Source organism: Agrobacterium tumefaciens (assembly GCF_005221385.1).
Lineage (GTDB): Bacteria > Pseudomonadota > Alphaproteobacteria > Rhizobiales > Rhizobiaceae > Agrobacterium > Agrobacterium tomkonis.
In genome coordinates this window covers 40,151-53,816 of the sequence record NZ_CP039905.1, presented here as the reverse complement: position 1 = coordinate 53,816, position 13,666 = coordinate 40,151, and the positions used below count along the sequence as shown (strand labels likewise).

Genomic DNA, 13,666 nt, shown 5'->3' with positions numbered 1-13,666 from the left:
AGACCATATGGCCCGCCCACATATCTTATCGTGACTACAACGTTTATCAGTGGGTGGGCCACTCGCTTCGCGCTGGCGAAATGCGGCGCTTTTTGCGTGGCTGCTCTCGGTCTCCTCGATTGAGAACGAAGCGGTTGAGGATGGCTGCGCGGATTTGCATTTCGGCGACCTGACCATCGAAGCCTCGTGCCATGAGGCGTTCGCCCGGCAACTTGGAGCAATGCATTTTTGTTTCGACCATGCTGCGCTGGTGATAGCCGCTCTATCGTTTCCAGAGCGCTCTGCTGAACCGCCTGATTGAGCGAAAAATTTCGTTCCGGACCACAAAGTCCGGCTTATTTTCGGACCAGGTTTGCGCATTGCTGCGGGCGAGGGTAATGGCGTTGGCATCGCGTGCGCAATGGCTTCGCGACAGTTTCTTGTGTCGAAAGCGCCATCGGCGCTGACGCTCGCGATGGCTTGATGATGTGGTATCTGGTCCAGCAGTTCGGGTAGCATGGGCGCATCGCCCACTCGGCTTCCCGTCACTTCGATAGTCCCGATTTCCCAGAATACGAGGTCTACATGTTGGTTTCCGCGCAGAAGTGAGCCGGTTAGGCGGCGGCTCACTTCTGCGCGGAAACCAACAGCCGGTCTACGCCAATATGTGAACCCTAAAAACGAGATGGTGGCGGTTCTGCGCGCCACCAGCCGAATCAAAAGGAGTGTTCCATAATACAGATTATGCGATATGTTATTGTAAGGGCTATTTAGTAATGCGACAGTTGGGCCAGTTAGAGATGCGACAGTCTCGCCTCTCGACGCACTGGTCAAAGCCAACGTTGGGAGCAAGGATGACGATCTTCAGCCTGGTCGAGACCATGAGCGGTCGGAGTCGTCATGTCCTTTTTGATCACCATGTCGCAGAAAGAATTGCATCGCCTCGAACTTATCCAGAAGATCCGTGACGAACGCCTGAGCGTCGTCCAGGCGGCGGACCGGCTCGACCTCAGTCGAAGTCAGGTCCATCGGCTGCTGCAGGCCTATGACCGGGATGGCCCGGCCGGGCTCGTTTCGAAGAAGCGATCACAGCCAAGCAACCGGCGCCACAGCGAGGAATTTCGCAATGCGGCGCTGGATCTGATCCGCGAACGCTATCTGGATTTCGGCCCAACGCTGGCGCGTGAGAAGCTGATCGAGCTGCACCGGATCTCGGTCGCCAAAGAGACGCTGCGGCAATGGATGACCGAGGCCGGAATCTGGATCTCGCGCCAGGAACGCAAGAAACGGGTTTTCCAACCACGTGGCCGACGTGATTGCTTTGGCGAACTGGTTCAGATCGATGGTTCGCATCACTGGTGGTTCGAGAACCGCGGCCCCAAATGCGCCCTGCTCGTCTATATCGATGATGCCACCGGCAAGCTTCTGCATCTACGCTTTGCCGGATCGGAGAACACGTTCGACTATCTGCATGCTACGAAGGCCTATCTACAGCAATGGGGCAAGCCGCTGGCCTTCTACAGCGACAAGCACGGCGTTTTCCGCTCGCTGCATGCGTCGAAGAAGGACCGCACCAGCGGACTGACGCAGTTTGGCCGTGCTCTTTATGAGCTAAACATCGACATCATTTGTGCCAACACCCCGCAGGCTAAAGGCCGGGTGGAGCGTGCCAATCAGACGCTGCAGGATCGGTTAGTGAAAGAGATGCGGCTTCGCGGCATCGACACGATTGAAGAAGCCAATGCCTTTGCACCTGAGTTCATTGCGGATTTCAACATTCGTTTCGGCAAGCTGCCACGCAATCCGAAGGACATGCACAGACCGCTGGCCGATCAGGAGAACCTCGATGGCGCCATGTGCCGCAAGGAAGTCCGCACCCTGTCGCAATCTCTGACACTGCGTTACGACAAGGTGCTGTTCATTCTCGATCCGACCGAGATATCCAGGCCATTGGCGGGCCAGAAGGTGATCGTGTGCGATTATCCCGACGGCCGGCTCGAGATCATGCACGAGAGCTTTGCCCTGCCCTATAGAACCTTCGACACGTTACGCTCGGTACATCGCGCCGAAGTCGTAGACAACAAGCGACTGGATGACATGCTGTCGCTGGTTGCCGAGATGCAGGCTGGTCGCGAACAGCAACGCAGCAAGGACGGCCATCGCCGCACCGGTCAGACGGATCATATGTTCGGCATTCGCGACGGCAGCACGGCGAACGGCTATCAGAAGCGTGGCCGCAAGCCGGGACGACGCACGGATTTCATGAATGATCCGGAGGTGATTGCGAGAAGGCAGAAAGCGCTTGCTCGAATGGAGGCGGCTGAATAAGGCCGCTTTCGGCCCGAAGGAGACATTGTATTAGACTGATACGATACCGGCCCGCTTTTCAGATCGAGTAAAAATGATAGACAATTGTCGCTCTGATCCAGAGATGCAGGAGTCGCCATTGCCAAACGTGTCGCTCGTACACAGAATTGAGCAATCGCTTTTGTCATTATGTCGTCGGGAAATTCTTCCGTCATCTGCGGCAAGTTCCTTCCTGCTTAACGGGCGGGCGCTGGAAGCACTCCCGTATCATCTCATCAAAGAGATGGAAGACATCGGAATGGACCTCGAGATTGCGGCTTGGCACGATGAAGAAGAGTTTAGTCCAAATATTCGCCCTGTTATCTCCCGTGCAGAAGAGTGGCTGGCGAAGGTTCCTCGGTAACTTTTCGCTGAGAACTGATGACCGGTATTGGCGCAAAGCAGTCGCCACAACTGAGGAAGCTAAAGCCGAAGAGGGAGTTTCATTACCCGCCCCCTCCCTACCCTTGCAACCCGGCCCAGCCGGTCCGGTCGGGGGCTGATTGTCGGAGCCAGTGTCGCATTTCTAACGGGCCAGCGGCGTCGCATCTCTAATCAGCTTTGACAGTTATACCATAACGGTACATTCTATTTCGAAGTGCGACATGCCAATAATTTCAATGGCTTCACTTTGGAGATTTTACATGTCCGGATGCTATACGCAATTGACCCTTGCCGATCGCCGCCTCCTTCATCGTCTCGTTGATCAGAAAGTCTCCGTCAATGAAATGGCCCGGCGGCTGGGACGCCACAGGTCGACCATCTATCGAGAAATCCGCCGCAACACCTTCCATGACAACGAGCTGCCCGAGTACACCGGGTATTTTGGGACGATCGCTGATGAACTGAGGCGCGAGCGTCGTCGTCGCCTGCGCAAGCTTCGACGCTATCCAGATCTTCGTGCCGAAGTCATCCGACAATTGGAGGCCCGGTGGTCACCCGAACAGATCGCCGGGCGTCTGGTATCGGAGAAATTGAGCCTTGTCCGTGTGTGCGCCGAGACCATTTACCGGTTCATCTACAGCAAGGAAGATTATCAGCTCGGTCTCTATCACTATCTGCCGGAAGCACGCCGCAAACGTCGGCCACTGCGGTCAAGAAAGCCTCGCGACGGAGCATTCCCGGCCAGCCATCGCATATCGCAAAGGCCTGATTTCATTGGAAACAGATCGCGGTTTGGGCACTGGGAGGGTGACCTTATCATCTTCGAGCGACCGTTTGGCCATGCCAATGTCACGTCCCTCGTCGAGCGCAAGAGCCGCTACACCGTTCTCATCAAAAACCCGAGCCGGCATTCGCGACCAATCATGGACAAGATCGTGCGGGCATTCTCCCGCCTGCCCGCCTTCGCACGTCAGAGCTTCACGTTTGATCGCGGCACAGAGTTCGCGGCATTCCGGGCTTTGGAAGATGGGTATCGGTGCACGAAGCTGGTTCTGCGATCCAAGCGCGCCCTGGCAGAAAGGCGCCGTCGAAAATGCCAACAAACGCATCCGCCGCTTTTTGCCGTCGAACACCGACCTCAGCCAGATGTCGCAAGCAACCCTGAACCAGGTCGCACGCATCCTTAACGACCAACCCAGAAAGTGCCTTGGATACCGGACACCAGCCGAAGCATTCATGGCCCATTTGCAGGAGGAGGCCTGATCCCCTACCCTGCAAACCGGCATGGTGCACTTGGGTTAGGACGTCCAACTTGATAGTATCCCTGTCCACGCGCCGGCATCACTGTCGCTGGAATGTTCGCGCGCCGCCCTCTCTCTAAGCGATTGGACCAGGAAGCGCGCCGAACACCTGCATCCCTCTGAAGGAGTTTAGAATGGATTCGGATACACAATCGGCGCTTTTCCAAGCCGCATTTCGCGAGATTAACGCGACGCCGGACGTCGAGATCGCTCTTCACGGGCTCAATAAGGTCTATCGGATCGATTTTTCCACCTATCATCTTGCTCAGACAATCGCCGATGTCGTCGACATACCTTTTGTGAGAACCACGTATCCCGGTCCTTGGGTTTCTCGCTATCTTCTCAGAGGATACGCCAAGGTCGATCCCATCCTTCGCGACGGCATTATGCGGCAACTGCCTTTCGACTGGCGCGAGATCGAAATCCCGGCAACAGCCCGCGATTTTCTGGTCGATGCCGCAGAACACGGCGTTGGTGCAAGTGGCTACTCCATTCCCATCATCGACAAGTCGCGGCGCGCCCTGCTGTCTTTCAATTCTCACAAGCTGCCTGCGGAATGGAGCGCGAGCATTGATCGGCATCGAGGCGAGTGGCTGGAACTCGCTTTCCTGATCCACAAGAAGGCTGTTTTCGAGCTGCACGGTAAGAATGACCCGGTTCCACGGCTCGGTCCACGCGAAAAGGAGTGCCTCCATTGGAGCGCGCTCGGCAAGACAAATGAGCAGATCGCCGAAATCCTCGGGCTCTCCGAACACACGATACAACGATACCTGACGACCGCCCGGACCAAGCTTGGGGCCGCATCAACCACCTCTGCGACTGCGCTTGCGATTCAGCTTCGCCTAATAAACCCGTATGGCAATACTCAGGATTCGGGGAGCTGATTTCCAAGTATTTATCGGCTGCGAGAAGAGCAGCATGTTGGCTTCTGTCATCAGATGGAGGCCAACATGTATCTCCTTGTTCAAGCGCATGAATTTCACAAATTTCGGAATCTGCTCGACCAGTCGTTCCGCCTGAGGAAAAAAGTCTTCGTTGACCAACTCGGCTGGGCGGTCAGCGCGCGTGGGCCGTACGAGCACGACCGATACGACGCTCTTCACCCGGCGTATCTGCTTTGGTGCGACGAAGAATTGGAACAGCTCTATGGCTCGGTCCGGCTGATGCCAACGACGGGTCCGACACTGCTCTACGACGTCTTCCGCGATACATTCCCCAATGCCTGCGATCTCATTGCGCCTGGAATATGGGAAGGTACGCGAATGTGCATCGATGACGAGGCTGTCGGACACTCGTTTCCGGACATGCGGCCGGAACGAGCCTTTTCACTGCTGTTGCTCGCCCTCTGCGAAGTCGCTTTGGAGAATGGCATCGACATGTTGATTTCGAATTACGAACCACACATGAAGCGAATCTATCAGCGGGCGGGCGCCGAATTCGATGAACTCGGACGTGCCGAAGGGTTCGGCAGGTTCCCGGTGTGCTGTGGCGCCTTTGAAGTGTCACCGCGCGTGCTCGAGCAGATGCGCAGCAAGATCCATGTCGTCGAGCCACTCTACAGACGCCCGCATTTTAAGAGAGCGGGCTCCGAAATCCTCGAAGCGGTGTCGGCATGAGCCGAAGCGTCCACCTCCGCAACGGGCTCCTCTTGCACAGCACGACGGAGCAGTTGAGGCTAAAATGGAGCTCAAATGTACAAACACATTGCCGAGGCCTTCGTCGCCGTCGCGCACGCGCAACGCGTAACCGAGAATATTTGCGCGAGAGTGCAGGATTTCTGCCAATCCACCGTGTCCGTAGATCCCGACAGGCTGCTGGACTTCGGTGACGGACGGGTGATCATCCGGCCGGTTGACGAAGGTCTACTCGTTCATGTCTCAGCCGAGCATCTCGTCATTTTTTATGGGATCCGGGCTCTGCTTGAAGGCAGCCTTATAAAATACTTGCCCCGCGCCGAGGGGGCAATCGAATGGCTACCGGCCGACCGAGCGCCGTTTCGGGCGATCAACCGGCACGTCGCTGACGACGGAGCTGGCAAAGCGAAATGTCCATAGGCTAGGCCTATGGGTGACTGTTTGCACTCTAGCGCCGGATATCGAGTTGATTTGCACGGGAAAGGTCGCGGTTTTGCCGCAGCGCCCTTTGCTGCACCACCCCCAATCGCTCGTGGATTCCACGCAATGCTATTCCCTGCTCCGGCGATATCCCCAGAGATGAAGCCAATCTGCCTATATTGCCGTCCTTTAGGTCCGTCTTCTCCGCAGGAGAGAGCCGTTTGGCGATTGCCAGCGTCAAAGATTCGAGCTCACGTCTCAAAACCGGCTCAGCGCTTAATCGCCGGCCTTGTTCCTGTTTTTCTGTTCCCAGGACTTCCATCAATGCTGCAGAAGGCTGCGGAATCTCCACACGCTGCCTCACCTGTTCCTCGCGGCGCTGCGTCATTATCTGATGCCGCTCGAAATCCACCGCCAGACCATAATCGGCAAGTGCCGCCGCAAGTTGCGGCGCATGGGCTTCGGCTGTCTGGCGATCAAGGTTAGGGCCACGCAACCATTTTCGTCCCTCACCGGCGAGATCGCCCAGCCTGCCATCGCGCATATCGTCGCTGGCGGCCGCGCCACTGCGTGCATCGGTGATCCGATCGACCGATGCCGACAGCGCCTGGCTGTTGCCGAACACAAGCCGCGAGAGGTTTTCGATCTCGGCGCGTTTGTCGGCCAGCCGCGAGGAAACGCGCAGGCGATCGGCGACCTCCGGCTCGGTCAGGTCGGGCAATTGCCGCGCTGGCACGAGGACGTCGGGTTGCGGGGCGCCCCGACCCGGTGCTTGGTGCATTCCGAGATTTCGTTCGTTTTCGGCAATCCCGCGAACAAACTCTTCGGCGGTTCGCCGCTGTTCCGGACCAAGATGACCGTGCCGTGCCGTCTCGGCCAGAGCCGCCTCCATCATGGCCTTCGCCCGTGCCCGATTGTTTAGATCGGCCGTTCGTAGCCGAAGATCGTCCCGCATTGCGCGAAATGGCTCTCCTTTCTCATCGATGACCAGAGTCGCGATCGCCGCGCGCTCGGCAAGCGCCATGTTCCGATCAAGGCGCCGGCTGGCCTGTGCATTTGCCGCCGCATAACCCGGCTCGACGATTTCGGACATCGCCGCGTCGGCCGACATGCCGCCGCTGGCGACCGCATTAGCGGCACGAGCGAGCGTCTTGCGCATCCCGGCAGCCTCCACCCAAGAATCCGCGACATTGGCGAGACGCGACAGGCGATCGGTTCGACTGAACACCTCGCGATCGACAGCGACGCGATTGAGCTCGACGTCAAAATGATCCGTGAGCCGCCGGCGCGTGCCGTCCTGCATTTCAACGGCGATATCCGCGGGCAGGCGGTGCGCCGCGGGAAACTCTTGGGTCGCGCGCTTGTCCTGGACCATGGCGCGCGTTGCGACAATCTTCCCGTCCTCCGGCAAAAGGCCGAGGCCGCTGGCGGCTTCGACCAACTTCAGGGCGATGTAAGTCTGCGTGAGCCGGCCGATGGCATGAGCCTCTATGTCGCCGATCGGCCGGCGTACTGCGTCGCGTGAACCACCGTCGTAAAGTTCGACAAAGAGGGCCAGCGCATCGGCCTGACGCTGGAAGATCGTCCGTCCCCGCTGCGTGCCCTCCTCTCCATTTGTCTCACGCCGTTGCGTGAGCAGAAAGTTCACGTCTTCGACAGCACGTGCCCTGACCGCCGCGATACGGTCGTCGGGAGCATGGCGTTCTTCCATCCGGCTCAGCACATAGCTCCAGTCATCGGCAAAGCGCTGCAGCTCGGCTCGAGTCATCGGGCGCGACTGTTCCACCTCGAGCGCCTGCCTGGCGCCGGAAGTGCGGGACCATTCGCGATTGTGCATTTCATTGTCGTAAAGGATCGTGCCGCCGCGTGTCAGCAACTGCACCCGGTCGACCAGGCGCTCACTCTCCACTTTCTCCAGGCTGATGCGAAGCCCGTCGACTGCGGCGTCGTGAATATGCTGCGGCGGGACGCGCGCCGCGTCTCCAGCGCGCAGCATTTCCTCGAAGCGATAGTGGTTGCCCTGCCAGCTGAGCCGCGGATTGACGGCGACGGCGCGTACCTCGACGTTATAACCGGCCTCACGCGCCACACCGATGACCCGGGCGACGTTTTCCGGGGTGCGCATCGTCGTTTCGAAGACGATGTTGACCTGACGCGCGACCGCGGCCGCCAACAGCTTTTCCGTCCAGCGACCGGCATCACCTTGAGTGAACTGTGACGCAGTTTCCGGATCCTGTCGCTGGAAGACTGGGAATTGCGGATGATAGGACCTGAGATCATCGCCGATGATGCGGATCGTCGATCCCGATTGCTCGAGCTCCGCATGGCTCGCGATCAGAACCGCCGTCTTGCCGGCGCCCGGCTGACCGCCGAGCAAGATCAGGCGCGGGCGCTGCGCCGGCCTCATTGCGTCCGGCAGATAGTCTTGCACAATGTCGTTACGAAAGATGCTCTCGTTCTTCTCTGGCGAGAGCAGACCGGAAACCGTCTCCTCCGCCATGGTCAGAACTCCGCCCAGAAGCGGGCCTCGTCCTTCACGCGCGGTCCCCAGACAGCGATCAGGTTTTCGACCGTGTCACGATCGGCGACGCGGATGCTCTGCTGCAATTCGATGAGGTCGCGCCGGCGCCGGCGCAGGTCTTCGGCGGCGCCGGGATCCTGCTCTTCGAGTTCGTAGACGCGTGCCGTGACGATGGCGCGCGCCTGGTTGATGAGTTCGATGGCGATCTCGGCGCGAACGATCGCGTCGTAAGAGATTTCCTGTTCAGCCATTTTCTTCTCCTTCGGCTTTCTTCAAAATTCTCAACGGATGACGCCGCGGGCGCGATCGAGGACACGCCGCTGGCGCTCCGCTATGATTTCTTGGCTGCTCTGCATACGCACCGTCTGCTGCAGAACCTTCAGTCGCTCGTGCATCGCCTCGAAGGCGCGACGCTGCGCCGGCGGTACCCGATTGATGACGTCCTTCTCGCCCCGCAAGATCGCATTGCGACCGAAGCGCTCGTCGAGCGCACGGCTGACGGCTGTGAATTCCTGGGCGACGCGGGGATCGAGCGAACTCACCGCGACGGCGAGCTTGGCGTTCTTCTTCTTCATCTCCGCCGCCAACTGTCTGAGCGCGTCTTCGGCTGGTTGCGACAGACCGGGAATGGCGACCGCCATGCGCCGGCGCTCCTCGGTGATGTCTCTAGTTTCGGCCTCGAGGGCACTGGCATAAGATGCGCCGAGCGAACGGACGCGGCCTGCGGCTTCCGGCACGGCCAGAAGGGCGTCCCTCCGCTCTCTGCCGACGGCGAGCAGTTTGTCCATGATGCGGTCGGAGCCGCGCAGCGCACCGTAGGCAGCGGGATCGTTGCTGACCGCCGCCGCGATGCGCTCGCCGGCAAAGCTCTTCATGACAAGCTCCTCGATCTTGCCAATCGCGCCGGCCGGATCACGCCAGATGCGCGTCGCGGTCTCGGCGAGTGCTGCGCGATGATGGCGATAGTGAGAAGCAGCCAACGCCCTCCCCCGGGCCTCCTCTTCCACTGGTGTCTTGAATTCGGTCACAGCGGCGAACATCGGCAACATGGGCGCGGTCTCCTTGTCCAGCGCGACGCTGGCGCCGGCAACGATCTTCGAGCGGTCCTGCCGCTCGGCCAGATGCTGTTCTTCCGCAAAACGCCTGATGACGGCGAACAGGCGGGTGAGCTTCTCGCGGCGCTCGGGAGCAAGATCCTCCGGCATCCGCTCGACCATGCTGCGCTCGGCGGTCGCATCCGCCTTCGCGGTGAAGGCACTCCAGCCGAAGCGTCCGCTCAAGGCATCGTTGACGGCCTTGACCTCCTGGACCAGCAAGCGGTCCTCCACGGCAAAGGCGAAGGCGGTCTTGTAGGCATCGTCTCCGCCGCGGTCGCGCACCGCCTCGATTTCGACCAGACGCGCCATCGCCTGTTTCGACAGCGCCGGGATCGACAAGGACATGTGCGCACGGCGCTGCTGCTCGCGGATGCCGAAGCGCTCCGCCTGCCTGCGGAACTCGGTCGCATGGGCGCGCGCCAGAGGCAGCAATTCCGCCATGGCGGCCTTGGCAATGTTGCGCTCGTCGCGCGCTGCGCGACCATCTACCATCAAGTCCGATCCCCGCAGACGACCGAGGCGATCCGATGTAACGGCGAGATCCTCGGCGAGCCTGCGCGGCTCGATGCCAGCATCCGACGCCAGCGCGTCCAGGCGGACGAGCGCTTGATCCGGATCGCGATAGATTTTCTCGAGCACCGGCCGCAGGATCACATCCCGCTCCTTCCACCGTTCCGAGGCAAGCTGCGCTCGGCGCGCATCCTCTTCGACGCTGCGGACGAACAGGGTGGTGGGCGGGATCAGATATTTCCCGCGCGCCCCGACGTCTGCTGCGAGGGTTTCGTTCTGAGCCTCGTTGTAGGAAACGCGCCGTTCGCGCTCGATCGCGAAACCAAGCGCAACGCTCGCCCGCTCCCAGAGCTTCGCCACCTGCTCCTTCCTTTCCAGAATCCACGCCAGCCGCCGGGAAGCTCCCTCCTCCATCCCGGCCGCGACCTCGGCGAGCGTGTCGATCCCACGCCGCCGCGCGAAATCCCGCGCATGCGCCCGGTAGCCTTCCTCGCTCTCGAAATCGAGCGTGGTCGTCTTGGCACCGGATCTGCAGAGGCGCTCGACCAGTTGCTTGAACACATCCGGCCGATGGCTTTCCCGCTCGATCCGCTCCAGGCGGACTTCGGCGGTTTCAATCTGCTTGGCAGTCCAGACATTCCGGTCGACCTCGCGTTCCTCGAAACGCTTCTGCCCGGTTTTCTCATCGAAGATGGGAACCTGGACCTTGACCCTTTCGACGCCGCCCTTGCGCAGAGTCACCGTGTCACCATCCGAGACGCGGGCATCCTCCAGCGCCTTTGGCAGGCTCACGCCCCAGAGACGGACCGTTCCGTCATCCGTCTTCACATCGGCGTAGGGGCTCTCGTCCGCATCCTCATCATGCGGCCGGAATTTTGCCTCCCCGGTTTCCACGAGCTCACCGGTGACGCCGGCAGCATGATCGACACGCGGCTCCCGCCCCCATTCCGGCTTCGCTTCAAAGTCCTCGCTTGCGGCATAGAGGTCGGCGCGGTCGCGATGGCGCGTCATCGCCACATAGGTCAGATGCTGGTCCATCATGCCGGTGGCGAGCACGAAGGTCCGGTCGACGGTGGCGCCCTGAGATTTATGGATGGTTGCGGCGTAGCCGTGATCGATATTGCGATAACTGGCCTCGCTGATGACGATGTCGCGGCCATTGTCGAGATGTATGGTCAGCAACGGATCGCCGCGTTTGTCGCCAGTGGAAACGACCGTGCCGAGCATGCCGTTCTTGACATATTGCGGACCGAGCCGCCTTGCCCGCGGCTCAAGGAAGCGGGCGTTTTCGAGGAAGATGATCCGATCGCCGGCGGCGAACTCGCGCACCCCGCGCGCCGTCTGGAATTCACGCGCACCGGTCAGGGCGCCCTCTTCCATCATAACCTTGCGCAGGAACGCGTTGAGCTTCTGCACGTCGACATTGGTATGCGCTAGCACCAGCAGTTCGTCGCCACGAAGGCGGCCAGGATGTTCGCCATCGGCAGATTTCTGAAGTAGCTCGCGGCGGGCAGCCGTCCAATCGGCAACGATGCGCTCGACGAGATCGGCGCGGGTTTCCGTCTCGACGATGCGGCCCTGCTGCGCATAGGCGTCGAGGCTCTCTTCGATTTTACCGCGGGCGAAGTGACGCGAGGCATCGCGCGCCCACTCATCGCGCTGGCGGCGCACACCGGCAAGTTCGGCAAAGCCGATCCGCTCGGTGATCGCCCGGAACGCCGCACCCGCCTGGATCGGCTGAAGCTGCATGGCGTCACCGACCAGGACGATTTTCGCCTGCGCCTCCTCAGCGATCTTCAGGACACGCGCCATCTGCTGCGACGACACCATGCCGGCTTCGTCGATCACCATCACATCACCGCGACCCAGCAATTCGCGTCCACTGGCCCAGGCCATTTCCCAGGAAGCGAGTGTCCGCGACCTGATGCCGGAACTGTCCTCCAGCCCTTCCGCTGCCTTGCCGGCCAACGCCGCACCGATCACTCGGCGGCCATTACTTTCCCAGGCGACGCGGGCCGCCGCCAGTAATGTCGACTTGCCCGCGCCGGCAAGCCCGACCACGGCGGCGATGCCGTTGTCTCCGGTGACATGACGGACGGCGTCCACTTGCTCCGGATCAAGACGGAACGCCTTTTCCGGATCCTGGGTTTCGACCTTTTTGATCGCAGCCGCAATCGCCCGGTCGGAAACGACAAAACCGCGGCGCGCCGATGAAACCTGCGCCGACTGCGCCATATCAAATTCGATGCGCAGGATTTCCCGCGTCGTGAAGACCGCCGGTTCCGTCGCCTTCCCCGTTTCGGTATCGACCTGCTGCGGCTTCAACAGCACCAGGTCGTCCGAGGCCATCAGCCGCGCGCGGATATTGGCGAAATCCAAGGGATCGTCGACGGTGCGATGCAGGGCCTTGGCGATATCGCGCTCATCGAAGGTGGAGCGTTCATTGCTCAACTGCTTCAGCAGCAGCTCCGGTTCCGCGAGCAGCCGGTCTGCCATCTCCTGCCGTCGCGCAAGATCGGCCGGCGCGAAATACATCTCGACACCCTTGCGCGCCAGCGCCGCTTTCTCTGGCCCGAGATGTTTCTGCGCGATGCCATCCAGGCCCTGTTCGGCATAGGAGCGGCCGTCGAGGCGGATCTCATGGCCGGCAAGCGCCAAGTGCCGATTGGCGGTTTCGGCCCAGGCGATCTTCCACGCCTTCATGGTTTCCTTGTCGCCGGCCCAGAGCTTGTAGACGATCTTGCCGTTCGGCCGGTCGGGCGTCACCACGCGTAGCGGATCGCCGTCTGCATCCAGCACCGGCACCTTCTTCGGCCCGAACCCCTCGTCCGTCAGCGGCCTCAAAGTGGTCATCAAATGGATATGCGGATTGCCGTCCTTGTCGTGAAGCACCCAGTCCGCGATCATGCCCTTTGAGATAAAATTGTCCCGGACGAATTCGCGCACCAGCGCGATGTTCTCCGCTCGCGTCAGTTCCTCCGGCAGCGCGATGATCAGCTCGCGGGCAAGCTGCGCGTCCGCCCGCGTCTCGAAGGTATCGACCGCGTTCCAGAGTGCCTCGCTCGCCTTGGCGACGGATCTGCCGTCGACGGCCGATTGCAGCCAGGCCGGCATCTGGTCCGGCAACGCCAGTTCCTCATGCACCAGTTCCGACGCCCCGCCCCGATAGCTGAAGGACGTTCCGGCCTGTTCGTCCATCATCCGGGCGCGGTGGCGATAGGCGGCGGCCGAGACGATGCTGCGTCCCGCTCCCCTGCTGATCACCTGCGCTCTGACGAACATAATCGCCACTACCGTCTCCAGACATCTCCGAGCACGTCGCGCCAGCGACGTATATTGCGCCCTCAAACCGATCGGCCCGCAGGGCCGATGCCGCTTTTCCGGAAGACGGCCCAAGCCGGAATTCCGGCATCGACGTTTTGGGGACTTGTGCAAGGTAGCTTATTTTACTATCGTATTCTAGTCAGTATAATA

The 13,666-nt window shown here is 60.6% G+C and carries 8 protein-coding genes and 2 pseudogenes; 6 read left to right on the top strand and 4 right to left on the bottom strand.

Annotation, left to right across the window (positions count from 1 at the left end; all coding sequences use genetic code 11):
- Positions 1-46: 46 nt before the first annotated feature.
- Positions 47-543, bottom strand: a pseudogene (locus CFBP6623_RS25340) (transposase); the annotation flags it as partial.
- Between the two features lie 336 nt (positions 544-879).
- Between CFBP6623_RS25340 and CFBP6623_RS25330 the strand changes: the two are divergent.
- The 6 genes and pseudogenes from CFBP6623_RS25330 to rctB all read left to right on the top strand — a co-directional run bounded on the left by CFBP6623_RS25330 (position 880) and on the right by rctB (position 6,064).
- Positions 880-2,307 carry an ISNCY family transposase gene (locus tag CFBP6623_RS25330; RefSeq protein WP_080842151.1) on the top strand — a complete coding sequence of 476 codons (1,428 nt, stop codon included), beginning with the start codon at positions 880-882 and terminating at the stop codon, positions 2,305-2,307.
- A gap of 118 nt (positions 2,308-2,425) precedes the next feature.
- Positions 2,426-2,689 (top strand): hypothetical protein, encoded by a 264-nt coding sequence (locus CFBP6623_RS25325; RefSeq protein WP_137002500.1) that lies wholly within the window; start codon positions 2,426-2,428, stop codon positions 2,687-2,689.
- A gap of 280 nt (positions 2,690-2,969) precedes the next feature.
- A pseudogene (locus CFBP6623_RS25320) lies at positions 2,970-3,972 on the top strand (IS30 family transposase).
- A gap of 172 nt (positions 3,973-4,144) precedes the next feature.
- Positions 4,145-4,894, top strand: coding sequence for a helix-turn-helix transcriptional regulator (locus CFBP6623_RS25315; protein ID WP_062653659.1), 750 nt, complete (start codon positions 4,145-4,147; stop codon positions 4,892-4,894).
- Positions 4,895-4,960: 66 nt separating this feature from the next.
- A complete protein-coding gene (locus CFBP6623_RS25310) occupies positions 4,961-5,626 on the top strand; it encodes an acyl-homoserine-lactone synthase (RefSeq protein WP_062653665.1) in 666 nt (221 codons plus the stop codon).
- Positions 5,627-5,701: 75 nt separating this feature from the next.
- On the top strand, positions 5,702-6,064 hold the full coding sequence (rctB, locus tag CFBP6623_RS25305; RefSeq protein WP_062653657.1) for an SMa0974 family conjugal transfer regulator: 363 nt from the start codon (positions 5,702-5,704) through the stop codon (positions 6,062-6,064).
- Between the two features lie 28 nt (positions 6,065-6,092).
- Here rctB and CFBP6623_RS25300 read toward each other — a convergent pair whose 3' ends face one another.
- The 3 genes from CFBP6623_RS25300 to traA are packed head-to-tail and all read right to left on the bottom strand — an operon-like array spanning position 6,093 to position 13,483.
- On the bottom strand, positions 6,093-8,564 hold the full coding sequence (locus tag CFBP6623_RS25300; RefSeq protein ID WP_062653655.1) for a zeta toxin family protein: 2,472 nt from the start codon (positions 8,562-8,564) through the stop codon (positions 6,093-6,095).
- Positions 8,565-8,566: 2 nt separating this feature from the next.
- Positions 8,567-8,836 (bottom strand): hypothetical protein, encoded by a 270-nt coding sequence (locus CFBP6623_RS25295; protein ID WP_062653653.1) that lies wholly within the window; start codon positions 8,834-8,836, stop codon positions 8,567-8,569.
- Positions 8,837-8,866: 30 nt separating this feature from the next.
- On the bottom strand, positions 8,867-13,483 hold the full coding sequence (gene traA, locus CFBP6623_RS25290) for a Ti-type conjugative transfer relaxase TraA (RefSeq protein ID WP_062653651.1): 4,617 nt from the start codon (positions 13,481-13,483) through the stop codon (positions 8,867-8,869).
- Between the last annotated feature and the right edge of the window lie 183 nt (positions 13,484-13,666).